Below are 24,412 nucleotides of genomic sequence, written 5' to 3'. Positions count from 1 at the left end.
ATATCATTTCTTTATAATCTTCTGTATATTTTTTACCTCTACCCATAGTAGAAACACTTCCTTTCTCTAACTAAATATTATTTTATCTAGTTCGATAAAATGTGTCCACTATTTTATACTAACACCATCGCCCTCATTGTATTTGCCTAAATTCGCAATATAGACTTGCATATCGTCCATATATTCACGTCCTTTCTTTGTAGAGATTCAAAAATCCCTACCGCACTTCGTTTGGTGTACCATTCCTTTGCGGAACATAAGAAAACCACTTATATTCCACAAAAGAACGGTTTTATTTAAGCACCAATAATGCGATTGAATAGCTCTAGTAAAATGTCTTTTACTCCAGCAGCGTTGAAGACTAAGCCAACCGCAATAATCGCAATAATTAAAAAGCCAATCAGTTTGCTAAACTCACGCTTGAAGCCAAGATACAAGCCAATCACAACGATTGCTAAAAGCACCAGTGATTGAGCGTTTGATAGAAACCAGTTATAAAGGTTTTGTCCAAAATTCATAAAAATGTTCTCCTCTCTATATTCAATGAATTTGTATTTGAGTTATTTTTTTGTTGTTATCACGTCCTGTTCTTTTACTGACTGTTGCTTCAAAATCTGCTTGTGTCGGTCTGTCAGTTTCGCATGGTCGAGAATGTCTTTTACAACCTGCGTCTGGTTGATTTCATCAAGTTTAATCGCAACCTTTAAGGTCGGGGCAACTTGATGAGATAGCCAGTTCAGCGTCCTTTGGAAGGAGTAAGGCTCTGGTTTTGTGGTTAGTTTTAATCGTTCACGATTGTTCCCAATAAACCAAGCCCATTCTTCATTCAGTTTCCAATCAGAACGAGGTTTGGAATCGTCTTTATCTACAAAACGGATATACCGATTGATAATTTTAAAGGCGGTATGCTCTGGATTGTCATAGACGAGTAAATCACGGACTGCATAATAGGCACGCTCATTTTTCAATCGAATCTCAAAACGGTTTTTTACTTCTGCGTCTTCAATGGGAATATCATTTTTCTTGTACTGCTCGTAGTCCTTTTCATAGATACAGAAATAAACTTCACTTTGTAATGAACCGATATAGAGGGTGTTTCCCATACATTCCTTTTCCTCTTTGCGTACCAGTTCGCCACTGCGATAGCTTTTAAAACTGCGGAAGACGGAGATACATTCTTCCTGTTGGCACTTTTCAGTGAGTACAGGGATATTCAAAATCCCTGTCTTATCGTTAATGGCAAGGTCAAGGCGTTTCATCACACCGCCAGCCACCAAAACGTCCATAAAGAACTCATACCAGCTTCTTTGTTGTGCCAGAAGATAGCTTTCAAATTGTCTGCACCCACGACCTTTCAATTCCACCAGAACTCCTTTGTCCAGTTCATGGGAGCAAAGGACGAATATGTCGCCTAAAGCATAATGCTCTGAATAAGAATAGAAACCATAGTCCTCATGAAGAAAATAGGACAGTTTCAGTTGTAAGATGTTTTCGACCACCTGCTGTACGTCTGTTGTCGGAAAGCGAATCCTTACATAATCAAACAGCATTTCAAGGGGAGCGTCGGGATTGAAGCGTTCCAGAGCTTCCCAAAGGGACTGCTGTAAATCCTCTGATGGCTTGACTTTTCCTGTTTCAATATCGCTTAGATACTGCCTTGTAATACCAGTCGCAACAGCTAAACGGTTTTGAGATAGTCCATAAGCCAAGCGTTTTTCTTTTAAATGCTGTAACCAAGTTTGTTCATTCAGTAAAAATCCCTCCAATCAAAAAGGCGTATGTCAACTTTTAAAGCCCATTTGACATACGCTGAAATTTTGTAAATCCCTTGTAACCAAAGGATTTTCTAATGTTTTTTTGACTGTTTCCTGTCGATTTGTACCCCCCTGTTAGATACGGGGGGTTAAGTGCTGGCGTGGCTATTGCCACACCAGCCAGCAAGATCAGTCCACACCTGCGACTTCCGCTTCGCACGTCGCCTGCGTGGACTGTCTGCTGTTGGATAACTTTTTAATTTCCTCCAAGAAATCATATCCTTTTGGTACAAGGGGAGTATAAAACTCTGATATGACACTTGTTCCTACATCAACATAGCCACGACCTTTGATTCGCTTTAAGAAGAAATCCTTTTGTACGTCACTGCCAAACATCATGCCATAGCCCATTTCAGACATACGACCTAAAGCCACTCTGAAATTAAACTGATCACGGATTCCGTCGCCTAAATATTTTGCGTCTGGACGTTGACAAGCCAGTATTAGAAAGAAGCCAGCTTGACGACCTAACATGACAATCTGTTTCAGCTTATTCATAACTGCGGTGTTTTCTTTTGTTCCCAGCATTTCCATGAAAGCGACGTATTCATCAAAGATTAAGAAGTGTGCCGGGAGACCTAAGTAAGCATAATTTTTGCCAGTCTTATAGTTCTTCATCTGCTTCATTTCCTCACTACGTTTCATCATTTCTTCATAGAATGTTTCAATGCAAGAAAGCAAGTCTTCTTTTCTATAGTAGACATTTGCCATCACAGAACCTAAGTCCGCAAGGTCAGCATTTTTCGGGTCAAGAATATACAGTTTTGAATCTGTATGAAGCAAGGCTTCAATCAGTGTCAGTATAAAGTAAGTTTTACCGCCACCTGTACCACCAGCAATCAACATATGAGGGAGCTTATCATATTCCCACCATACGTTTTTCATTAAGCGAAGTTTACCATCTTTAGCTTCTACTTCATCAATAGAAATACGACTGGCTATGGTGTCATAGAGCAAAGTATATTCCACATAGGAATCCTTTAACTCTTTATCCGTCAGCTCACAGTACAAGCCACTCTCTAATTTCTTTTCCAAGTGTAAGAGTTGGTCTTGATATTTTCCCAGCGTGATTTCCACCCGTATCTGTATCAAGCCATTTTTAAGTCGATAATACATTTTAGGGAAGTAGGTTATCTTTTCCTTTGTACGACCAGCACTATCTTTAAAGAAACCCTCTGTTTTGACCTGTTCAGATTCATACCACTTGTTTTCAAGTATCATCTTTGCCAGTTTTTGACGGTGGTAAAGTTGTTTAACCGTATCATAGCGAACCCGTTTGAATACAAACGCTACCAGCAAGCAGATAAGAATTGCGACACTGAAACTGATAATTAAATAGGGAATGTCAATCTTATCTGCTTGTGATAGGTTAAAATCCTGCCAGTTGATCTGCTGGATTGTCTTCACATGAAACAGTCCGACAACCAGCAGGAAAACAGGCAGGAGTGACGCTATCGTAAAATGAAAGACTAAATCTTTACCAGATGGGCGAATCCTTTTACCACGCTGTTTCATGCGAAAAAGTCTCCTTTCTACCTAGCGACTATTTGTCTTGTGTCGGTTCTTTCTTTGCTTGTGGTTGAGCTTTGAATGAACTAGAATCCTTTGTCAGCACAATATCGTCTGCCTTGATATACCAGTCAACATCTGCTCCTTGATAGGTGGCAGTAGCAACGGTGTCCGCAATGGGATTGATAAGTTCCACCCGTGCGTTATAATCAAACTCTTTCAAAGGCACGCTGGCAGGAATACTTACTTGAATCATGCGTCCTTGTCCTTTGGATTTTAAGTCATAGGTACGTTCCTTGATTTCATCTGAAACCGACCCGTCTTCATTTTGGATTCTCACTTCACGACGTAGAGCAGAGAATTTCAATTCTCCAAAAGTCGTGTCTTTATCTAATACAATGCCATTTGCTAATCTCATCATTTTTCCTCTCTTTCTTTATTCTTTTATCATGTCGTCAGCATGTAAAAGGTAATTTGTAAAACCACGAGTGCCGATTTTGTAGCCCTCTGCGGTAATACGTGGATTGACTAACTTCACACGTTCCTCAAAGCCGAAATGTTTTTCGCCAGCTTCAGCAGGAAGCACCACCACAATATCATCTGCTCTTTGAACATCAGAATAGAGATTATAGCTTCTTGATAAGACAGTTAGCCGTCCGTTGATTCTTCGCTGAACGACTTTATCCTCGCCAGCAAATTCTAAATTGCCGAATGTTTTTTCCATGTTGGGAATCACAAATTTAAGTTCCATATTTTTACCTATCCTTTCTTTTTTATTGGCTGAATGAATGTTTGATGGTCTTAAAGAGTGGGGAACGACCTTTTGATTCTTGATTTTTTGTTTTCATAAGTTCACTTCCTTTCAAAATCGGGTAAAAAAATAGACACCTCATTTTTTGAAGTGTCTACCTATTAAATATTCAAATTTTATTGGAAGTATCTTTATATCTTCACTTTTCAAGGATAAATCGTCGTATCAAAGCTCATTCATAAGTAGTAAATTAGTAGTAAATTGAGTGGTTTTGACCTTGATAAAGTGTGATAAGTCCAGTTTTTATGCGGATAACTAGATTTTTATGCTATTTTTGATATAAAAAAAGTAGGAGTGATACTCCTACTTAATTTACAATTATGATTCTTATAATTGTATTACACCATTTATTAAATCATCACGAAATTTATTTGCCAGGTTTTCTGTTAATTTAGATTTACCATAATGTTCAAGTACAAAACTACGATAACTTTTTCCATCTACAAGTATATCGCTTTTTTTAGTCAACAACCAATTTCCATTACCTCCACCTAGTTCCTTAATATTCCATTCATTGCCATATTTTTGATAGATTTCTCTTTGTTTCCCTTGAACTGACATTCTTTGACTTGGAATAAATCTTACTTGCATTATAAAATCACCTTCTATTTCAATTTATTTTCTATTTCCTTTATTGCATTTTTATATTGTTCATCTGTAAAAACAATATTATATCGCTTTAACATTTCTACGTATTTTTCTATGTCTACAATTGTTTCACCCTTTCTCATTTTGAAAGGATTGCTTAATTCTTTTATTTTACAATTATACATATCTACTCACTATGCTTCTTCTAAGTACAATGTTAACATACTTGGTCTACCAGGCGAAAAAACTCTTTTTGTAACTTTAAAATCTTTATCCGAAAGACTTATATATTCACACGTATTATAAAGATTAATTTTTGCTATGTCTTCTTTATAATTAAGATCTTCCTGAATAAATAGTTCTTTCTTTAAATCTTCTTCATTTTTATTTACTTTACAGAATTCATTCATAAAGATTGAATTTCCTCTTTCATCTGCAAAAAATACTCTAATATAATTCTTTTCATAAAACTCATTATTATCCATATATATCCTCCTAAACTATATTAATACTATTAAATAATATTTATTTTATCATATATTCTAGTCATTATTAATTAATAATTCTTATTGTCAATATTTTTATTAATTAATTGTATAATTATATCTAAATTCTCAATTGGTATATTAGTTACTCTAGTTGAATATCTTAAATTAGGTATTTCTTTTAATAACTTACTTATACTAATAGGTTTAAATACTTCTATAGTTGAAATATCAATATATAATGCTCCCTTATGCTCAACTCCATGCTTAACTTCAAGTTCTTTTTCAGATTTTTTTACTATTGCACTTGCAATTATTTGCCTATCAAACTTAAATAAAACAAGCGTATCTCCTGATATATTCATTCCATTTCTATAATATAAAAATTTACCTTTTTCATTAACTAAATCTTTTAAAAAAAATTCTCTTTGAATATATGAGTAAGTTTTATTTTCAAATCTTGGTTCATCTTTACTCATAGCAAATATTCTAATTTCTTTACAACTTAAATTTTCATCTATCATTTTTTTCCTCCAATTAATATTATTTTAAAATAAATCTATATAGGTTTAACTTGTACATAATACCTTTTGCCTAAAGTTATATTTTTATGAGCTGCTAGTTCTGATTTTATGTATCCTAACTCTTCAAGTTTCTTTAATTCCCTTGATACTGTTGTTTCAGTTATAGCCAGCAAACTACTTAAATATTTAACTTTAATTATCCTATTTTCATAATACTTATTTATATACAACAACAAAGATAATATAAGCTTCATATTACTATTCAAATCTTTATCAAAAACATATAAATTAGGAACATAGATCCCTTTAAATTTAATTTTAGATACATCTTCTAATAAACATTTATTTAAATTATCTTTTTTTGGCATAACCTAAACCTCCTAAATCCTAGAATACTTTTATAACATAGTTCCTTAATAGTAAATAAAATATATATAAGAATAACCAATAACAAATGATAGGTTCCCTATATAAAGATATTATATTTAAATGTCTAAAAATAAAATATATATCAAAGCTAGTAATTTCAATGGTTTAAGATGTTTTATATTTATGAAATTATTCATGAATATGAGAAAATTACTTATTTTGGAAATTACCTTCATTAGTTTTTTACCTCCTTTACTTATTTTCTTTTAAATCTTATTTTTAGCATTTTTTATAGCACTTTAATATTCTAATACCTGTTAAATTTACTCTTCTTATATAGGCTTATAGACAGCTTGTACATTATTAATATCAATTATATTTTTATTCGTATTTCTATTAAAATTATCCTGGAATATTTCTTTAAAAGTTTTATGGCCATGAAACTTCTAGCCATAAAACACGAACATTAATTTTTTATCATGGTGGTGAACCTCTATTAATCTCCTTATTATTTTCAATTCTGTTGAATTTATAATTTTCAAAATTTATTTGTTGCAGATTTGTACCAGCTTCTATTTTTTCAAATTCAAATTTTAATTGTAATCCATTTACTACTTTAGTTCCTTCTATAACTCTTGCATTTTCTTTTCTATTTGTTCTTTCTTCTTCTAAATTTACTACTTTTCTACTCTTATAATATAATGTTATTCCATTTTTATTTTTAGTTAAAAATCCTAACTTCTCTAATTCTTTTAAAAAATTATATACACTTCTTTCATTTTTAAAAGCTAAATATTCAGCAATTTTTACAACGCCTAAACTTATAAATGCTCCATATGAGTTGCTTGAATATGCTTTAACTATTAACATTAGTACCTTTCCTATTTTTTGATCTAATATATCAACTGCATTTTCTATATAATTAAGTGGTAATCTATATATTGCCTTTCCTCTCTTTACAGTTAACTTAAATAATCCCTCTTTCTTTTCTAATGTTCCATTCACTTTCTTTGCTAGTTCTTTTAAAGTTGCTACTTTTATTCCAACTTCAGCTATATTAAAGTATCTACCAAAAAGATTTTGTTTTTCTAGTTCTAAATAAGCTCTATAATGGCGTACTGATCCCTTGTTGTTATAAATAGATTCAACTATATTTCTTGCAATATAGATGCTATTTATTGCCTTTTTACAGACATTACAACCAAGGCTTAATCCTTCTTCTTCAAAAAGCATTTTTACTTTATCACAAGAAAAATTAGTCCCATTTCTTTTCAATGATTTATACTTATTTTCAACTGCTCTTAAACTTTCATCATGTTTCCATTCTATAGCTTTTGTTCTTAGGACTTCCTTAATTTCATTTTCACTATAATTAGCTTCACTTAGTCCTAATGCTATGCTTACTAAGAAATTATTTCTGTTCCCTTTATCCATTATTGGCATATTTATTAGTGCTTTCACACACTCTCTAGTACATTCCATTCCTGGTAAATTTAAAACTTTAGTGCTTTTATTTTTATATTCTTTTATAGATTTTTCAACTTTCTTTTTTGCCTTTTCATAAAGCCTAGTCATTGCAATTGATTGAATACCAGGTAACATTAATTTTCTTATGTCCCTTTGTTTCTTAGTTAATTTTACTCTTGTTAAATGACCTGTCATTAAGTGCATAAATTCATCTACTGAAACATAATTAACATATCCACCCTTATAATAAGATCCTGGAGTTTTTATTAATCTGTAGCTTGAATTAACTACGCTTTCATCTACGAATTTTAAGCCCAGTTCTTCTTTTATTCTTTTATACATTTCTGTATAAATTCTATGTACATTTTTACTTGGCTTTAATCCAAATACTTTTGGATTAACCATTATATAAACTGACTTTGAATTATTTATTATAATAGTAAAATCTTCTTCATTTACATTTAATTCCTTCATTAAATACTGAAGGTATTGAGCTACTTCAAATAATACATCAAAATTTTCCTTCTTTTTTGATGATTCAAATTCAAGTGTAAATGGATAATATCTATCATCTAATTCTTCAGTTCTTAAATTTCTATTTTGTTTATTTAAGAAGGTACAAAAACTTTGAAGGCTCATATGACTAAGTTCTTTATTCCATCTATTTTTTATTGGATATTCTAATACTTTTTCTATATGTGTTTCATATTTTTTTTCAGCTCTATTTTGAGAAAATTCTCCTGAAACTACTTCATTAATCCCAAAATAATTTTGAACTTCGCCATATTTATTTATCAAATTATATATAAACATTTGCTCTATAAAATTACCTTTATCCTTCAAAGTTTTTCCCTCCTTTCATCTGATAAATTATGATTTTGGGTATAGTTTCCCCCTCCCCACAATCTATCTATTTAAATTGCTCCGTAATATTTTCCGACAATAAAAAAACTCTTAGGTAGAAATACCTAAGAGTTATATATCAAAACTTATGTTATGCTCTTTAAAATCAAATTGAAAATTATTCCAAAATTTCTTTTGGTTTCCTCCTGTCAATTTGTTATTTTTTATATTGCACAAATTTTCACCTTATGCTAGAATATAAGCATAAAATGAATTTAAAGTTCCAACACTCTGTTTCTCGGTACTTGTACTACCAGTTTCAGTTATATAAATTAAGATGTTTAGCGACATTTTAATTTATCGTTCGGACTTGAAATATGAAGAAGAAATTCTTCTTTTTTCTAAATTATATTACATTTTTAGAATTAAAACAATATAATTTAGGCAAAAAGTAGCAGTAAATTTTATTTACTGCTACTTTTAAATTTTATATATCTTCTTCAATTTCTATAATATTTTTAAAGTCAATTTCTTTAAATTCATCATCCGTCATACCTTTAAGCTTTATTACAATTTCATTTATTTCAGATTCAATCTCAACTTCATCTACATTTTCTACTACAGATTCCAATTGATTAATTAATTTAATTCTATCATCACAATTATAAAAACTCATAATAGTTAATTCTTCTTTATTAAAGCTCTTTTTCATTTACTTTTCCCTCTTTCTTTTCTAATTTATTATTATAATCATCAGCTTTTTTACTCGCATCTTCAACTATATCTTTTATATCTTTACTATTATTTTTATCTAATTTCATATTATCATTTATTAATTCTTTTCCTCTTACTAAATCTACTGTCTTATTTAAATCAGAATATCTTGCTATTTCTTCTCCACTAAAATAATACCCACTTCCTTCTCCATCATTAGGAATATATGTATTATCTTCTCTAGCTTCAAAGTGAACTTCAAACTCTCCTTTTTTAAATCCTTCAACAAAAAAAGATGTTCCTCCCTTTATAAAAGAACCATCCTCTAATTTCAAGTCATCTTTCATTGTATATTCTTTAGCATTATATTCTAGCTGCTCTATTTCACTACCAACAACTTTATTTATCTCTTTACTAAGAAAATCATTTAACTCTCCATATAATTTTAACTCATTTTTTAACTCTTCAATAGATTGATGTTGACTTTCTTCTGAATAATATTTTATATCTTCTTTTAAGTCAATAATTCTCCCTTCAATATATCCCTTCTCTTTTTGTAAATCTATAAAATTTTGATCTCTTTTTAAATCTAACTCTGAATAACCTGATAATTCTATTTTTAAGAAATCATCAAATGAAAATACTGCACAATTTCCTTCTATAAAATCATGATCATTTAATTCATCTTTAAATCTTTCTACAAAAGTATCTAACTTTAATCCTTGCTTCTCCATCAACATTTTATCTTCTTCTGATATTTTTTTTTCATATAATTCAACTAATTTTGGAGTATTAATACTTAAAAATTTCTCTTTTTCTTCATTATCCATTATACAAGTTCCTATGTTTAGTTTTTCTAACTTACTTTCTTCACTTATATTAAAATCAGTTTTTTCAGTTTTATATTCTGATTTTTTTAAGAATATTTCCTTTAATTTCTCCAATATATTAAATTTCATTACTACGCTCCTTACTCTCTTTATTCTCCAATTTATTGTTATGATCTTCAGCTTTTTTACTAGCTTCTGAAATTATCTCTTTAATATCTTTATTATCATGTTCTATTTTAATCTCTTTATCTTTAAATAGCTCTTTATAATTAATATCAATTTTATCTATTAAAGAAGCAGCAGTTTTTTGAATTGTATCTAAAGATTTCTTAAGTTCCCCTAACTCTTTATCACTACTCCATCCAGCTAAGTATCCAAAACTATACTCAGATGTATCTATTCCATAATAATTACTAACTATAAATGCAATACTTTCAGCTTCAACTTCTTTAGTTTCTCTACTCTTTCCATCTTTTGTTGTATGTAGCTCTGCATGAGCCATTTCATGAAGAAGTGTCTTTATTGTTTGAACTTCTGACATATTTTCCTTAACCATAATTCTTTTTAAAGCAGGTGTACAATATCCTTTTGCTTCCCCTTTTATACTTCCATATGCAACATTAAAACTTGTACTATTTTCTAATGCTTTCTTAAAATTCCTATAATCATTTACGCTCCCTTTTAACTCTTCAGTTAAGCTTGGTAATGGCTCTCCACTAGTCTGACTTATATCAAAAACATAGGTTATTTTATATTTAGGAATTATTTGCTCTACTTCTTCTATAACTTTTTTACCATCTACGTATATGAAATTACCTTTTTCATCTTTTTTATATTGTTGAACTTTTTTCTTAATTGGAGATGGTGCAAAAATTTTTATTCCTTTTTCACCTTTATTGACTTTTCTTTTAAATGTATTCCACTTATTAAATCCAGCTACATAAGTTGCTTCAGGTTTCTGCATCATTATTAATATAGAATTTCTAAACGAATAATTATGGAACTTAGACATTACTTTTAAAAAGTTTTTATATTTATCACTCTCAAACAAATCCTTTATTCCATCTTCAAGTTTTTCACTTAATTCTTTTACTTTATCTTCATTAGAAGATTTTATATTTTTTTCATATACCATATTTTCATCACCTACTAGTTTTTTTTTAGTTTTATAAAAAACTTTATCTTCCCTTAACTGCTGACAATTCTCCATCACTTCATACTTAACACTATTTAAAAAGTAATTACCGTTTTTTTTTAATCCCTCATAAACTTTTACTACATTTTCTTTCACATTTATAAGATAATTTATTTCCTCATTCAAATTCAATTTATCAGATATCCTTTCTAACTTCTTGATATCTTGCTTTAGTTTACTGATATCTTCATCAGAAAAATTTATATCATTTATATTACTTATATCAAATTTCAATTCATCTAAATTTATTCCATCTAATCTAGCTTTATTATAAATATCAACCTTTTCATTTAATTCATATTGAAACTCATTAAAAATTAACTCATAAACAAGTAGATCTTTATAATTATCACAATTAATATATTTTATAAAAGCATCTATTGTATTTTTTCTGTATTCATATAAAATAGGTAACGCTTTATAATCTAATATTCTATGATAAGACTCTATATCCACATTAGCTAATTCTTGCATAGATATTTCAAATTTTTCTTCAAGCTTTTCAATTTCCTCTATTGATTGTTTTTCTAAATTAATATCTAAATTCTGTATAGCTCTTTTAGAAAAAATCCCTATACTTTTAAATTGATTAAATGTAGGAAATACAGATACTTTTTCTGTAGTATATTCTTGCTCTATGCCAAACCTTTCTCCTAAAATCAATATTGCTTTCCCTTGATCTACTCCTTCTATTTCACTTACCAAGGAAATTACATCTCCCCCTTTTGAAATTCCCCAATCTCTCCATATGTTTTTACTTGGATTTATTGAAAAAGATGGTGTCTTATCATTCTCTCTAAGTCGCCCCCACCAGTTCTCACCCTTTGCTTTTAACGTTATTCCATAATGAGAACATACATCTTGTATCGGTATTGCTTTAATTTCATCAATCTTATAATACATTCCTCCTTCTCCCTCCTAAAAAAACAATAATAAAACACCAGGTATATTCCTGGTGTTAATTAATCTTCTAATTCGATTTTGTATATATATATTTTCTCATATAGCCAAGTTAGAGTATTCAATATAAGTTCTGCTCCTATTTGTATCAAAATTACAAATAGAATTCCAAATATATATGCTGAAAAAGTATAATAATCTTTTTTTAATAAAGTCCAAATAGTAGGTATAATAAATAATAAAAGAAAAAATCCTCCAATACGTTCTATTATTGATTTCATACCTTCAAATACTATTATTATTATTTTTAAAACTATTAATGGTATGCTTAAAATAGTTTTTAATAATATACCTCTCATTTCTTCCTCCATAGTTTTTTATTTTATTATATCATCAAAACTCTAACTTGAAATTAATAAATTTCCCTGTATCTTCTAAAACTACAGTTGCATCATATTTCTTATCTTTTTTTACTGAATATAATCCTTTAACTTCTGCTTTACCATCTTTAAGCAATTTTTTTGCAATACTTTTATTTATTTCTTTCTTTGCATTAGTAAAAAATTTATCTTGCTTCCAAAGTGTAAATCCACATTCTTTTCCACCTTCGCAATAAAAATTTAATTTCCCTTCATAAACATTCTTATTGCATCTAGGACATTTACCTATAATTTCTCTTTCTTTACTTTTAACAAATTCCTTATTTAAATTTCCTTTAGCATTATTTATTAGGCTATTTATATATACTTTTATTTCTTCTAAAAACTCACCTTCTGATAATTCACCATTATTTATTCTCTCTAGCTCATATTCCCACTTAGCAGTTAATTCAGGTGATTTTATATCTTCAGGTAAAATCTTCATCAATTCTTTTCCTTCTATTGTTGATATAAGCTTTTTGCCATCCCTTTTTACAAAACCTTTCTTTATTATCTGCTCAATTATTCCCGCCCTAGTTGCTGGCGTTCCTAAACCTTTGCTTAAAGATTCTTTAAGTTCTTTATCATCTACCAATCTTCCCACATTCTCCATAGCCGATAATAACGTATCTTCAGTATAATATTTAGGTGGTTGAGTTTTCTTAGCTTCTGAAGATAATTCAACATTTTCAAATCTCTGTCCTACATTCACCTCACCTTCAAAACTATTTTTATCTTCTTCTATTTCTATACCTAATTTTTCTTTCATTAATTTTTCTATCAACTTAAAACCATTATCTAATATTTGTTTTCCTGAAAACTCAAATATTTCATCTTCTATTCCCAAATCTATTTTTATATTAGTCTGTTTTATAGGCTTATAAACGCTTTCTAAGAGCTTGTACGCAACTAGGTATAATATCTTCTCTTCACTATCTGTAAGGCTTAAATCGTGCTTTAAAACTTCGTTAGTAGGTATTATTGCATGGTGATCACTAACCTTTTTGTCATTTATAATGCTTTCTAATTTAACTGCTTCAATTTCATACTTTTCCCTTAAATTTTCTCCTAAAAGATTTGAATTTACTAAATTAATTATTAAATCTTTTGTTTCATTTTTCATATCTTCCGTCAAAAATTTACTATCTGTTCTTGGATATGTTATAATTTTCTTTTCATATAAACATTGAGCTAAATCTAATGTTTGTTGTGCTGAAAAACCTAGCAATTTATTAGCTTCTCTTTGCAGAGATGTTAAATCTAATAAACCGCTAGGTTTTATATTTTTTTCTTCTTTAATAACATTTTTTATTATTGCATCTTTACCATTGCATTTATTTATTATGCTATATGCTTCAGTTATCCCATCAAATTTTTTAGCAGCTATAAATAATCCAGTATCAGCCTTTACAACAAAATATTGTTTAGGTTCAAAATTTTTAATTTCTTCATCTCTTTTTACAATTAAATTTATAGTTGGTGTTTGAACTCTACCTACATTAAGCATTTTATTATATAAGCCTGTATATAATCTTGTCGCATTTAAACCTACTAACCAATCTGCCTTACTTCTACAAAAAGCTGACTTATAAAGCCTTTCAAATTCTCGACCATCTTTTAATTTACAGAAACCTTTTTCTATAGATTCTTTAGTCATAGAACTTATCCATAACCTTTTAATAGGCTTATTACTTCCTATTTGATTATAGACTAGCCTAAATATCAATTCTCCTTCCCTTCCAGCATCTGTCCCACAAATTAACTCTTCTACATCATCTCTATTAGCTAAATCTTTTACAACTCTAAATTGATCTTTGGTTTTGCTTGATACTTTTGTCTTCCATTCTTCAGGAATTATAGGCAATGTTTCTAAATTCCACTTTTTATACTCAACACTATAATCTTCAGGCATTGCATTTTCAACTAAATGCCCTACACACCATGTTACTAAATAATTATTACCTTCATAATAGCCATTCTTTTTTTCACTTGCTCCAATGACTTTGCTTATCTCTAAGGCTACACTCGGCTTTTCAGCTATTACTAATTTCATTCTTAAATTCTCCTTTCTTATTTATATCTAAGTAATTTTCTCATTGTTTTATCATCAACTAAATTTACTGATTCGTCCCATAAACGCTCTCTTTCATACAATATTCCTATTTTGAAAATTTCTATTTCTCTTTTAGTTGGTTCAGCACCTATTATATCAGCTACAACCCCATCAAATTCAATGGAATGTATCGGCTCATCATCTGTAGTGCAATTACTATTTAAAGTTATTTTTGCCTCGCTATAAATATTAGCGTTAATTATATATTCTAATAATACCTTTTTAGCTTTTTCTTCTGAATCAACTACATCTATTAAATCATCTTCTAAGCCTTCTTGTTCTATTTCTGAAACAGCTCCAAATCCATTTCCATTTTTATAAACATAATATTTTTTTCTCATATCTATTTACTCCTTTACACTAATAAATCCTGTAATGATAATGAATATGGTTCTACAATATCCTCATAAACTATCGTATTACTATCCTTATCAATACTTAAAACATTTAACAGTATTTCATTATCATTATTTATTTCATTTTCTGATTTATAATTTTTCCAAATATGTTGATGATAAGACAGTTCTTTTGATTTTTCATGTGATATAAAGTAAAACTTATTTTCATCAAATATATAATGAAACTTTAAAGCACAAGTTGGTTTATCTTTTGTCATTTTTGTGTGAATTGGAAATATTAATGTTATATACTTGTCTTTAATACCTATGTTTAAACATAATAATATCGGATTTTGTTCGTTTAATTTCATAACATATGGGTAACCTATCTTACTAACCTTACGCCCATATTTCCTTGATATTGTTTTATAATATTTATTAGGATAGCGACTATTTATTTTATAATCATTAAATTCTTCCATACCTAAATTAAATTTAAAAGTCAAATCACTATAGTTTGAATATGGAAAATAACAACCTAAATCAAATACTATACAACATTCATCTTCTGATAACTGAATTTCATTTTTAATTACATCTCTATAATATGACATTTCAGCTCCCCTTTTCCCTCTCTATATCCTGGATAAATTAAAATTTATCCAGGAATAATTTTTCTGATATTATATACTAATTTTTTAATTCCTTTATCATTTTTACCAACTCTTCATATGGAATATCTACTTCATTTATTAATCCTTTTATTTCTAGTGTTTTTAAGTTTTCTATTTCTTTTTCTAATTTTTTTATACCTTCTTCCTCTTTTTTTATTTTTTCTCTTTTCTTTAATATTTGTTCTTCTTTAGCTTTTATCTTTTCTTGAATACTCATATTAAACGCTCCTTATTTGTAGTTTTAATAGCTAAACTTCTAATTTGCTATTCAACAACCCTTCTAACAGTACCATTAAAGGCATTTTTCCAATATCCTTCTAAATTATTCACCCATACTCCATTAGTGGATGCATCATGTAAAAATTTATTATCTCCTAAATAAATACCAACATGATTATTAACAACTCCTTCTGTATTGAAGAAAATTAAATCTCCCCTTTGCATCTCTTCAGGTTTAACTTCTCTTCCCATAGTAACTAATGTCCAAGTTACTACGCTTCTATAATCTCCTAAATTAAGACCAGCATTTGCATAACACCAATGTACAAAAGAACTGCAATCAAACCGTAAAGCTGCAATATCTTCAGGATTTCTTCCTCCTCCAAAAACATAAGGTGATTTTCCTACAATACTCATACCCGTTGTGATAGCTCTTTCAACTACTTTATTTCCATCGCCTACTTTAAAATCATAAATATTTAATGAATATGACTCTATAATATTACAAATTAAACTTGCATATTGTGGATCTGTTGCATATCCAGCCATTCTAATTGCATAAGCTTGTTCCTTATAATCTTTGGCTTTAAAAACCCCTGATTGCTCATATCTTGGATTTTCCTTTAAGAACTTTCCATGATCCTTTACTGAATCCTCAAAACTATCATATTTCCTCCACTTTGCCATTACAGTAATATTACTTCCATTTATATGTTCTTGTGTTGGCATATCAATAGTTTGTCCCTTCCAACTACTATCAGCTTTTACTCCAAATAAATTATTAGCTTTTACTGAAAGGTCAGATTTTCCCCACGCTGATTCATGTATAGCTTGTGCTATTGTTACTGATGGAAAAATCCCGTAATCATTGTAATTATCTTGAGCTATTGGAACTAATTTTAATATAAATGCTCTTTGTTCTTCATTAGGAACTGCAAAATCTATATTTGAATTTTCTCCAATAAAAATACTTATAAACCCTATAAATATACTTCCTATTAAACTTAATGCCACTACTACTGCTCCTAATACAGCTAATACCTTCAATACTACTGGATTAGAGAAAAGTTTTGTAGCCATAATAGTTAGTTTTTTTCCAGCATCATAACCAAACTTTGTGAATTTCTTTACCTGTTTTATTCCTCTTGCTCCATAATCAAAAGTATTTTTAGTTAATTTAGTTGCTTTCTTAGTAGCTTTCGCACTATACCTTAAAGTATTTTTAGTAGTAACTAATGTATCTTTAGTTTTTACAATGCTTTGTATTCCTATATTTTCATTTCCTTTTAATGAATTAACCTCATTTATTAAGCTAGTTGTTATTCCTTTTCCAACAATTCTTTTTAGTTTAATTGACTTTATGTCAGAAATGTTTTTTAAATTCTTTGATACATCTTTTACATACCTTGCTCCATTATAAGCTCTCTTTAAACTTCTTCCAGCTCTTATTACATCTCTTGGAGCTGATACAATTCTATACATTTTTTCTTTTGCTAAAGTATTTCCATAATCATTATCTGAACTATTTAAATTATCAATTCCATTGTCTACTATTGTCCTTATATACCTAGCTTTAAAGAACTCCTTTTTTACTCTTGAAAAATTTACACTTCTAGTATATTTTAAATCCTCTATTAAATTAGTATATCTTCCTTTTGCTTTTAATTTATCATTTCTTACTATATTTAAACTCTTTCTTCTATTTCCTTGTATATCATAATTCTTTATATTAGGTATATTGTTTTTTATTATTGTTTCAGATATATCTCTTTTTATTATTGTTTCAGATACTCTTTCTTCTCTTACTCTTATTATCCCATCAAGCTTAGAATTTACATAGTTAGCACTATTTTTAAATCCATTTTCTCTTATTACTGATTCACTTCTTTTAGTAATATTACTTGTAATATTATTTTTTCTTAAACTATTACCTCTTGTATCAACTTCCTTTATTTTTATTATAGAATCTATTCTTTTATCATCTATAAGACTATTTTTTCTTGCTTTATAATTATTTTCTTTTCCATTCAACAAAGAGTAAGTTCTATCATTAATTCTTTCTTCTCTTTTTATTGTTGCTCTTGTATATTGACTACTTTTATATGGGTATTCAATCCTACTTATTAGTTCTCTTCTACTACCAGTATCTCCATATCCATTTTTAAAATATTGAGGTTTATTTAAAGATTCATTATTCCCTTTATAAATTCTTTCATTATTTATAACTTTATCTAAAGATTGCTCACTAGTAGATCTATTAACAAAAGACTTATTTATTTCCGTATTATACTCACTATCTTTAATAATACTTTTTCCTTCTAATTTAAAAGAAGCACTTCCATATATAGAAGTGCTTTCTTTATTCTTAACTAAGTCCCTTGAACCATTTTTTATTATACTCATTAAACACCCGCTGTTACTTCTTCAATCTTAGTAGTAAGCATTTTGTAAAGTTCTGTTTTCTTAGGGAAATCATCTTCAAATGGTATTATTGCATTTCCTGCAAATATCAATCCATGTCCTGGATCTGAATTAGTAACATAGTTTAATTGTTGGTCTGATATATTTAATAAATGTGCCAGTTCATCTCTATCAGAAGAAGCCTGATTTAACATATATATAAACTCACTATTGGATAACATACTTCTTGCATTATCACTTCGTAATAAATCTTCAACATTTTGAGTTATTCCAGTTGGAATGGCTCCCCACTTTCTTGCTCTTTTCCATAATTCAAATAAATAGTTATCTGAATATTCATTTTTGAAAAGTAAGTATATTTCATCTATATATATCCAAGTTCTTCTACCTATTTTTCTATTTTGAGTTATCCTATTCCATATTTGGTCTAACACCACTAACATTCCTATAGTATTTAACTGCTTACCTAAATCTTTAGTATCGAATACTACAAATCTATTATTAATATCTATATTGGTATGATGTGAAAATACACTTAAACTACCATTTATATAAATCTCTAAAGCAAGTGCTAAATCATTTGCTTCAGGCTCTGGTTGTTCTACTAAATTACTATAAAATGTTTTTAATGTTGGTACATCTTCCTTCTTAGGGTTATTAAAATATTTTTCATAAGTTAATAAAACAGTTCTGTCTATTATAGTTTTATGAGCTGAAGATAATCCATATCTTCCCCCTATAAGTATTTCACATAAAGATAATATAAACTCTGATTTTAATGATATTGGGTTATCATCGTCTGCATAATCTAAATTTATATCAAATGGATTAATAAAATTATTACTTCCAGCAGATATTTTTATTACTTCTCCATAAAAACCATTAGTTTTAACATCATTATCAATTCCCTTAGCTAATGGAGTATATTCTCTTTCAGGATCTATTACTATTACATCATCATTTGTACTTAAAAGTACATTTGCAATTTCTCTTTTAGCTGCTAAAGATTTTCCCGAACCTGAAGAACCTAAAATAAATCCATTTGCAGTTTTAAGATTTTTTCTATTTACTAAAATCAAATTCTTACTTAATGAATTACACCCATAATAAGTCCCATTATTATGGAACAATTCTTGAGTGGTAAAAGGAACAAATATACCTGTAGAAGCAGTAGTTAATGTTCTCTTTATATCAACATAATTTTTCCCTAGAATTAAAGTTGAATTAATCCCTTCCTCCTGAAGATAATCTAAATATCCTATTTTACAATTGTTCTTTCTGCAAATTGATGATATTTGATAAATATTTTCTTCTAACTCTTCCTTTGTTTTTCCTGAAGTAAATATTAAAATTGTATTTTTAAACATACCTTGATTTTTATTTAATAAATCATCTAATAATTCATTAGCTTCAAGTAAACTAAATTTAAGTTCATGCGGTATCATCTCGGGATCATATCCAGCTTTTATAGCTTTTTTCTGTTCATCTATTTTTTGTTGTTCCATAAATGCAATTTTACTCTTAACTAAATCCAAAGCTTTATCTTGTGAAACTCTATTTATATGTAGATTAATTGTTAAATCGCAATTTAAGTCTGAAAGTTCACTTAATAGCTTATCAGATAAATCAGAAGGTAAATCTTTTAAATATACAACTTGTCCATATCTATTGCCAAATTCAAAACTTCTCTTATCTTTAAAGTCAAAACTATCGGGTGCTATAAAATCTTTTGTACTTAAACTATTTTCAAGTAAGTATTCATATTCAAATTTATATGGTTCATCAGGATTAAAAATAGAGTGTATAAATTCACATCTTTCACTTCCTGAAAGAACCGAGTTTATACACCCTAATCTTTTCATGTTTGCTTGTACATCAGCCTCTATTCTTGATAAAATTTGTACTCCCTGTTCATAGTTACTTGCTTCGCAAGAGAAAGTAAGATATTTCTCTCTTATTATACCATTTTGCCCTTTTAAAGCCTTATCTATAAGCATCTGATTATACTCATACCTATATTTATTCAATCCATCATCCTTTTTAGGCGTATATAATAAAATTCTCTTTTTAAAATCCTCCTGGTCTATTCTTCTATTATTTATAGTAATTTGAACATTAATACTTGGATCAAAATAATTTAAGAACTCACAGTACCTAGAGAATATATCTATTTGATCATCTCTTTTAGCAATTTGATAATTTATATCTGAAAATTTTATAGTTTTTGAATATATTCCACCCTCAACATCACAAACTCCATCTTCAAACATTCTATTATATCTTATAGTGTTTTGAACTGTTGCTGGAACTTTTAAAGATTTAAGAAAGTTTTTATCTACCTTTCTTTCTCTGTCTGAAATCTCGTTTTGCCCCTTTAATTTGTTTCTTAATTTCTTTGAATTTTCTTTCTCTATCTTTTTTGCTTGGTTCAAAGCCTTTATATTCTCTTTCTTCTTTAACCTTTCTTCTAATTGACTTTTGGGTTGTTTTTTTCTTAATATCACTTTCATATCCTCCTTCCAATAAATCAACTTGAACTACTGTCTTGTAATTCCTTTTTGATTTTCCAAATTGATGTTTCAAAAACATTATCAAAACTTTTTCAAATTTTAATCCTTTTGGTTTCAAGTAACCTATTGCTATTAATGGCACAACTTCTATTATTACTATATATCCAGTTAATTCTTGTCCTATTTTATTCATTAAAAAAATATAACTTGGTACACTTATAACAATTGCAATAAGTGAACATACCAACTGTCTAACACTTAAACCAAACATTATTTTTTCTTGATATTCTGTTATCTCTTTAGGTATTCTTACTTCTACTGACATTCTAGTTCCCCCTTACATAGCATTGCAAATTGACTTAGCCCATTTACCACTACTTAATAATGCAAATACTGTTATAATTGAATATCCAGTACATTCCCATAACAAACTCAATAAATTTGTTGAATCTATATTTGAAGGATCTATTGTTACTATTCCACTAAATAAAATTCCCATTATTGCAATTGAAATACACATCAAAACTCCTTGTATAGATACCGCAGTAAAAGATTTTAAAAAGTTTTTTGCAATTGAACTCTGCTCTGCATTAGGTATAGTAGCCATAGGTAATGGTGCTATTCCTATAAAGACATACATTTCTATCATTCTTCCATATATTATTGCAGTTATTAATATATTGCTAATAAACGAAATAGTATTTATTATAACTACATTTATCATAATTAAAACTTTCTCTAAAAAATCTGCATTACTAACCAACTGCTCTATTGTTTCTCTAGCACTTCCAATATCAAGTCCTCCACTCCCTGAAAATATTCCGTTTATACCTACAATAATTTCTTGCGATACATTGAATATTGCTGATAAAATTAAAGGTGTCATATCTAACGCAGTTTTACATATTATAAACTTAATCATTATTTTAAAGGGGATTTCAAATCCCCTTTCACCCATAGTGTCTGTTCTTGTGGTTATACTTTGCAATTCTAGCAATAAAAATATTGCTAGAATTACTAATGCTATTGGAGTTATTATATTTTTTTGAATGTTTAAAATCCCTGTATAGATTGTGGCATTGAATTCTTCAGGAGTTTTTATTAGATCACTCCCAACAGATGTAACATTCGTAATCATGTTTATTATCGTATTTACAATCCATTCTTCCATAATATCCTCCTATTAAATACTTTTAATTTTTTTAGCCAACAACAGATGAAAATAATTGTGCAGCTACAACTATCATTCCTCCACCTACTATTTGCCATATCCCACCTTGTAAAGCTGGTCCATTTTTATCCTTTAATGCTCCTGCTAAAACAATTACTCCCCAAACACACCAAAGTCCTCCACCTATAGTACAGAACTTAATTATTATTTGTAAAACTTGATTCATTACGTCCATTTTTATCTCTCCTTTTTTATACTAAATTATTTATTTCTTCAGTTAATTCAATTTCTTTAATTTCAGTTTTTTCATCTAAAATATCTTTATTTTTTTCTTTTAAAACATCATATCTATTATCTTCACTATAATCAGCTAATTCCTTATATCTTTTATGCTTTTCTATTTTAAATTTCTTTGATTTAAAAGGCTTTACTCCTCTTATAAAAAGTAAACATTCATCTGTCTTTAGCAACCCAACTTCTGCTGGCGTTATTAAATCCCTTGCTATAATTTGATTATTTAATGATAAACTTCCTGATTGCCCTTTACTTATATTTATTGCAGTATGGTCAATAGTTGTTTTACCTACTCTAGCTGATATAGATTTTTGTGTTTCTTCCTCCCCACTTCCTAAGAATAGGGTAGTATCACAGTTACCTACAATAGTTCCCGCTTGTTCTTTATACAATCCTTTTATTTGAGCCATATTTTGAACTATAGGAACTACTGATATCTCTCTACTTCTTACAGTTGCTATTAATTTTTCAAATGAAGGAATTTGACCTATATTAGCAAACTCATCTAAAAGACATCTAACATGAACTGGTAATCTTCCTTTATACTCGTTATCTGCTTTATTACATAGGACATTAAACATTTGAGTATATAAAATAGCAACTAAAAAATTAAATGTACTATCTGTATCATCTATAATAATAAATAAAGCTTGTTTGTTATCTCCCAAAGTATCTAGTTCTAGTTCATCATACTCTGTTATTTCTCTAAGCTCTTTAATATCAAAAGGTGATAACCTAGCACCACAACTAATTAATATTGATTTAGCTGTTTTACCAGCAGCTTGTTTATATTTTTTATATTGTCTTACTGCAAAATGACCTTCATCTTTACTTTCTAAATCTTCAAATATTATATCTATAGGATTTTTAAATTCTTCATTATCCTCTTTAGCTTCCATTTGATTTAATAAATACAGTAAAGTGCTAAAATTTCTATCTTCTTTGGGTAATTCATAATATATATATCCTACTAAAGCTTGATATAACAATCTTTCAGCTTTTATCCAAAAGTCCTCTTTGCATTTTTCACCTTCTCCACTAGTATTTAATATTATTGTGTTTACTAATTTTAAAATATCTTTTTCTTTTCTTATATATTCAAACGGGTTATAGTGCATAGATTTAGAGAAATCTATTGTATTGAAATACTTTAAATTATAATCTGCATCCAATAACATCTTTCCACATTCAGGTAATAAAGTCCCTTTAGGATCAGTTATTACATAAGATGTGTGTAACTGCATTAAATTAGGTTTAACAAAAAATCTTGTTTTCCCCGAACCTGAACCACCTACAACAAGAATATTATTATTTCGCAATGTTTTTCTTGTATCTATTGATATTCTTTCACTTTCAGTTAGTAACATATTTTTTTCATAATTCTTATCTATAAAAGGTTTTATATCAGTCGCACTTCCCCATTCTGCTGAACCATGCTCCTTACCTTCTAATCTATTATTTCTTGTAAAAGAATTATATAAAACCACTAAAAAAACACCTATCAATCCAACTAGACCTATCAATATGGATTCTGGTGTTTTATCTATAAAAAATATGTTTTCCAGGATAGATTTACTCAAATTATCCATAATAAAATTAATTTTGGTAAGTATATCCCCTTCTAAACTTTGATACAAAAAAGCTATTCTATTAAATATATAAAATACTATTATTGATGCTATAGAAGTGAATATTAATTTTTCTTTTTTCATTATCTATCCCCTCTATCTTTAACAAATTGTTTTTCATTTTTATTAAGCTCTACTTCCTTATTATGCTCTTCAGCTTTTACTTTAGCTTCTTTTACAACCTCCTTAACTTCCTTTCTTTCATCTCTCTTAAAATCCTTAAAATTTTTACTTGCATAATCCTTAAATATTTTTTCAATTTGGCTGATGTCTTGCCCCTTAAAATATAGGTTGAAAACTTCATTATAAGAATCCTTTTTTATTGCAAAATCAATTCCATCTTTTTTTAGCTGCCTTTGAATTGCTTTTAAATCAGCTTTATCTATATTTACATTTTCTAAAGCTTTTCCCTTTTTGTTCAACTCTTTTAAACTCTGCTTTCCATTAACAACCTTATATTTATCATTTGCTATAGATCTAATCACCTCTAATACTAATTTAGCTGTAATCTGTGATGCTTTTACAGTAACCCCTATTGCTTTATTTCCTACTTCATCTCCTAGCATACACTCACCT

26 protein-coding genes are annotated in these 24,412 nt (G+C 28.7%); all 26 read right to left on the bottom strand.

Translation table 11 applies throughout. The annotated features are described in order from the left end of the window. Positions 1–296: 296 nt before the first annotated feature. The 26 genes from EJJ37_RS15760 to EJJ37_RS15635 all read right to left on the bottom strand — a co-directional run bounded on the left by EJJ37_RS15760 (position 297) and on the right by EJJ37_RS15635 (position 24,402). On the bottom strand, positions 297–518 hold the full coding sequence (locus EJJ37_RS15760; RefSeq protein ID WP_001009056.1) for a hypothetical protein: 222 nt from the start codon (positions 516–518) through the stop codon (positions 297–299). 42 nt (positions 519–560) lie between these two features. Beyond that, positions 561–1,751 (bottom strand): MobT family relaxase, encoded by a 1,191-nt coding sequence (gene mobT, locus EJJ37_RS15755; protein WP_191619837.1) that lies wholly within the window; start codon positions 1,749–1,751, stop codon positions 561–563. 192 nt (positions 1,752–1,943) lie between these two features. After that, entirely contained in the window at positions 1,944–3,329 is a 1,386-nt protein-coding gene (locus EJJ37_RS15745) for an FtsK/SpoIIIE domain-containing protein (protein ID WP_000813488.1), read from the bottom strand. A gap of 28 nt (positions 3,330–3,357) precedes the next feature. Beyond that, positions 3,358–3,741 carry a YdcP family protein gene (locus EJJ37_RS15740; RefSeq protein ID WP_001234286.1) on the bottom strand — a complete coding sequence of 128 codons (384 nt, stop codon included), beginning with the start codon at positions 3,739–3,741 and terminating at the stop codon, positions 3,358–3,360. Between the two features lie 18 nt (positions 3,742–3,759). Next, positions 3,760–4,074, bottom strand: a complete 315-nt coding sequence (locus EJJ37_RS15735; RefSeq protein WP_000420682.1) for a YdcP family protein — start codon at positions 4,072–4,074, stop codon at positions 3,760–3,762. A 387-nt stretch (positions 4,075–4,461) separates the two neighbouring features. Next, a complete protein-coding gene (locus EJJ37_RS15725; protein ID WP_074846628.1) occupies positions 4,462–4,725 on the bottom strand; it encodes a hypothetical protein in 264 nt (87 codons plus the stop codon). 14 nt (positions 4,726–4,739) lie between these two features. Continuing rightward, entirely contained in the window at positions 4,740–4,907 is a 168-nt protein-coding gene (locus tag EJJ37_RS20370; protein WP_166484798.1) for a hypothetical protein, read from the bottom strand. Between the two features lie 9 nt (positions 4,908–4,916). Continuing rightward, positions 4,917–5,207 carry a hypothetical protein gene (locus EJJ37_RS15720; RefSeq protein WP_074846627.1) on the bottom strand — a complete coding sequence of 97 codons (291 nt, stop codon included), beginning with the start codon at positions 5,205–5,207 and terminating at the stop codon, positions 4,917–4,919. Positions 5,208–5,278: 71 nt separating this feature from the next. Next, positions 5,279–5,731: a hypothetical protein gene (locus tag EJJ37_RS15715; protein ID WP_074846626.1), complete on the bottom strand. Its 453-nt coding sequence runs from the start codon at positions 5,729–5,731 to the stop codon at positions 5,279–5,281. Between the two features lie 35 nt (positions 5,732–5,766). After that, a complete protein-coding gene (locus EJJ37_RS15710; protein ID WP_074846625.1) occupies positions 5,767–6,099 on the bottom strand; it encodes a cyclic nucleotide-binding domain-containing protein in 333 nt (110 codons plus the stop codon). A gap of 478 nt (positions 6,100–6,577) precedes the next feature. Continuing rightward, complete coding sequence (locus EJJ37_RS15705) at positions 6,578–8,410, bottom strand: hypothetical protein (protein ID WP_042398847.1); 1,833 nt, start codon at positions 8,408–8,410, stop codon at positions 6,578–6,580. A 487-nt stretch (positions 8,411–8,897) separates the two neighbouring features. Beyond that, the gene (locus EJJ37_RS15700; protein WP_074846624.1) at positions 8,898–9,122 is read right to left on the bottom strand and encodes a transposon-transfer assisting family protein; all 225 of its coding nucleotides are present in this window, start codon (positions 9,120–9,122) and stop codon (positions 8,898–8,900) included. Continuing rightward, on the bottom strand, positions 9,106–10,083 hold the full coding sequence (locus tag EJJ37_RS15695) for a hypothetical protein (RefSeq protein WP_074846623.1): 978 nt from the start codon (positions 10,081–10,083) through the stop codon (positions 9,106–9,108). Before EJJ37_RS15695 ends, EJJ37_RS15700 begins: the two co-directional genes overlap by 17 nt. Next, complete coding sequence (locus EJJ37_RS15690; protein ID WP_083405222.1) at positions 10,073–12,052, bottom strand: ArdC-like ssDNA-binding domain-containing protein; 1,980 nt, start codon at positions 12,050–12,052, stop codon at positions 10,073–10,075. Before EJJ37_RS15690 ends, EJJ37_RS15695 begins: the two co-directional genes overlap by 11 nt. Positions 12,053–12,111: 59 nt before the next feature. Continuing rightward, positions 12,112–12,408 (bottom strand): hypothetical protein, encoded by a 297-nt coding sequence (locus EJJ37_RS15685; RefSeq protein ID WP_074846621.1) that lies wholly within the window; start codon positions 12,406–12,408, stop codon positions 12,112–12,114. 34 nt (positions 12,409–12,442) lie between these two features. Next, the gene (locus EJJ37_RS15680; protein WP_074846618.1) at positions 12,443–14,521 is read right to left on the bottom strand and encodes a type IA DNA topoisomerase; all 2,079 of its coding nucleotides are present in this window, start codon (positions 14,519–14,521) and stop codon (positions 12,443–12,445) included. Positions 14,522–14,538: 17 nt separating this feature from the next. After that, positions 14,539–14,922, bottom strand: coding sequence for a hypothetical protein (locus tag EJJ37_RS15675; protein ID WP_074846615.1), 384 nt, complete (start codon positions 14,920–14,922; stop codon positions 14,539–14,541). A gap of 14 nt (positions 14,923–14,936) precedes the next feature. Next, positions 14,937–15,533, bottom strand: coding sequence for a hypothetical protein (locus EJJ37_RS15670; RefSeq protein WP_074846612.1), 597 nt, complete (start codon positions 15,531–15,533; stop codon positions 14,937–14,939). 76 nt (positions 15,534–15,609) lie between these two features. Then, a complete protein-coding gene (locus EJJ37_RS20365) occupies positions 15,610–15,810 on the bottom strand; it encodes a hypothetical protein (RefSeq protein WP_042398862.1) in 201 nt (66 codons plus the stop codon). 47 nt (positions 15,811–15,857) lie between these two features. After that, entirely contained in the window at positions 15,858–18,215 is a 2,358-nt protein-coding gene (locus EJJ37_RS20925) for a glucosaminidase domain-containing protein (protein ID WP_242948634.1), read from the bottom strand. Next, positions 18,215–20,665 (bottom strand): VirB4-like conjugal transfer ATPase, CD1110 family, encoded by a 2,451-nt coding sequence (locus EJJ37_RS15660; protein WP_083405221.1) that lies wholly within the window; start codon positions 20,663–20,665, stop codon positions 18,215–18,217. The genes EJJ37_RS20925 and EJJ37_RS15660 overlap by 1 nt, the downstream gene beginning before the upstream one ends. Continuing rightward, positions 20,565–21,068: a PrgI family protein gene (locus tag EJJ37_RS20715; protein ID WP_052330676.1), complete on the bottom strand. Its 504-nt coding sequence runs from the start codon at positions 21,066–21,068 to the stop codon at positions 20,565–20,567. Before EJJ37_RS20715 ends, EJJ37_RS15660 begins: the two co-directional genes overlap by 101 nt. Before the next feature lie 12 nt (positions 21,069–21,080). Then, on the bottom strand, positions 21,081–21,914 hold the full coding sequence (locus EJJ37_RS15650; protein ID WP_042398866.1) for a VirB6/TrbL-like conjugal transfer protein, CD1112 family: 834 nt from the start codon (positions 21,912–21,914) through the stop codon (positions 21,081–21,083). 31 nt (positions 21,915–21,945) lie between these two features. Further along, on the bottom strand, positions 21,946–22,149 hold the full coding sequence (locus tag EJJ37_RS15645; RefSeq protein WP_042398870.1) for a hypothetical protein: 204 nt from the start codon (positions 22,147–22,149) through the stop codon (positions 21,946–21,948). Between the two features lie 16 nt (positions 22,150–22,165). Then, positions 22,166–23,920, bottom strand: a complete 1,755-nt coding sequence (locus tag EJJ37_RS15640; protein WP_042398874.1) for a VirD4-like conjugal transfer protein, CD1115 family — start codon at positions 23,918–23,920, stop codon at positions 22,166–22,168. Further along, on the bottom strand, positions 23,920–24,402 hold the full coding sequence (locus tag EJJ37_RS15635; RefSeq protein ID WP_042398877.1) for a PcfB family protein: 483 nt from the start codon (positions 24,400–24,402) through the stop codon (positions 23,920–23,922). Before EJJ37_RS15635 ends, EJJ37_RS15640 begins: the two co-directional genes overlap by 1 nt. Positions 24,403–24,412 lie beyond the last annotated feature (10 nt).

The organism is Clostridium cuniculi, assembly GCF_004353185.1.
GTDB classification, from domain to species: domain Bacteria; phylum Bacillota; class Clostridia; order Clostridiales; family Clostridiaceae; genus Clostridium; species Clostridium cuniculi.
The sequence above is the reverse complement of the archived record's forward strand: the minus strand, read 5'-3'. Positions and strand labels throughout refer to the sequence as shown.

Excerpts from the sequence above, each read along its gene's own strand:
- EJJ37_RS15760 (WP_001009056.1), bottom strand. The coding sequence starts at position 518 with ATGAATTTTGGACAAAACCTTTATAACTGGTTTCTATCAAACGCTCAA.
- EJJ37_RS15745 (WP_000813488.1), bottom strand. The coding sequence starts at position 3,329 with ATGAAACAGCGTGGTAAAAGGATTCGCCCATCTGGTAAAGATTTAGTC.
- EJJ37_RS15740 (WP_001234286.1), bottom strand. The coding sequence starts at position 3,741 with ATGAGATTAGCAAATGGCATTGTATTAGATAAAGACACGACTTTTGGA.
- EJJ37_RS15735 (WP_000420682.1), bottom strand. The coding sequence starts at position 4,074 with ATGGAACTTAAATTTGTGATTCCCAACATGGAAAAAACATTCGGCAAT.
- EJJ37_RS15725 (WP_074846628.1), bottom strand. The coding sequence starts at position 4,725 with ATGCAAGTAAGATTTATTCCAAGTCAAAGAATGTCAGTTCAAGGGAAA.
- EJJ37_RS20370 (WP_166484798.1), bottom strand. The coding sequence starts at position 4,907 with ATGTATAATTGTAAAATAAAAGAATTAAGCAATCCTTTCAAAATGAGA.
- EJJ37_RS15720 (WP_074846627.1), bottom strand. The coding sequence starts at position 5,207 with ATGGATAATAATGAGTTTTATGAAAAGAATTATATTAGAGTATTTTTT.
- EJJ37_RS15715 (WP_074846626.1), bottom strand. The coding sequence starts at position 5,731 with ATGATAGATGAAAATTTAAGTTGTAAAGAAATTAGAATATTTGCTATG.
- EJJ37_RS15710 (WP_074846625.1), bottom strand. The coding sequence starts at position 6,099 with ATGCCAAAAAAAGATAATTTAAATAAATGTTTATTAGAAGATGTATCT.
- EJJ37_RS15700 (WP_074846624.1), bottom strand. The coding sequence starts at position 9,122 with ATGAAAAAGAGCTTTAATAAAGAAGAATTAACTATTATGAGTTTTTAT.
- EJJ37_RS15695 (WP_074846623.1), bottom strand. The coding sequence starts at position 10,083 with ATGAAATTTAATATATTGGAGAAATTAAAGGAAATATTCTTAAAAAAA.
- EJJ37_RS15690 (WP_083405222.1), bottom strand. The coding sequence starts at position 12,052 with ATGTATTATAAGATTGATGAAATTAAAGCAATACCGATACAAGATGTA.
- EJJ37_RS15685 (WP_074846621.1), bottom strand. The coding sequence starts at position 12,408 with ATGAGAGGTATATTATTAAAAACTATTTTAAGCATACCATTAATAGTT.
- EJJ37_RS15680 (WP_074846618.1), bottom strand. The coding sequence starts at position 14,521 with ATGAAATTAGTAATAGCTGAAAAGCCGAGTGTAGCCTTAGAGATAAGC.
- EJJ37_RS15675 (WP_074846615.1), bottom strand. The coding sequence starts at position 14,922 with ATGAGAAAAAAATATTATGTTTATAAAAATGGAAATGGATTTGGAGCT.
- EJJ37_RS15670 (WP_074846612.1), bottom strand. The coding sequence starts at position 15,533 with ATGTCATATTATAGAGATGTAATTAAAAATGAAATTCAGTTATCAGAA.
- EJJ37_RS20365 (WP_042398862.1), bottom strand. The coding sequence starts at position 15,810 with ATGAGTATTCAAGAAAAGATAAAAGCTAAAGAAGAACAAATATTAAAG.
- EJJ37_RS20925 (WP_242948634.1), bottom strand. The coding sequence starts at position 18,215 with ATGAGTATAATAAAAAATGGTTCAAGGGACTTAGTTAAGAATAAAGAA.
- EJJ37_RS20715 (WP_052330676.1), bottom strand. The coding sequence starts at position 21,068 with ATGTCAGTAGAAGTAAGAATACCTAAAGAGATAACAGAATATCAAGAA.
- EJJ37_RS15650 (WP_042398866.1), bottom strand. The coding sequence starts at position 21,914 with ATGGAAGAATGGATTGTAAATACGATAATAAACATGATTACGAATGTT.
- EJJ37_RS15645 (WP_042398870.1), bottom strand. The coding sequence starts at position 22,149 with ATGGACGTAATGAATCAAGTTTTACAAATAATAATTAAGTTCTGTACT.
- EJJ37_RS15640 (WP_042398874.1), bottom strand. The coding sequence starts at position 23,920 with ATGAAAAAAGAAAAATTAATATTCACTTCTATAGCATCAATAATAGTA.
- EJJ37_RS15635 (WP_042398877.1), bottom strand. The coding sequence starts at position 24,402 with ATGCTAGGAGATGAAGTAGGAAATAAAGCAATAGGGGTTACTGTAAAA.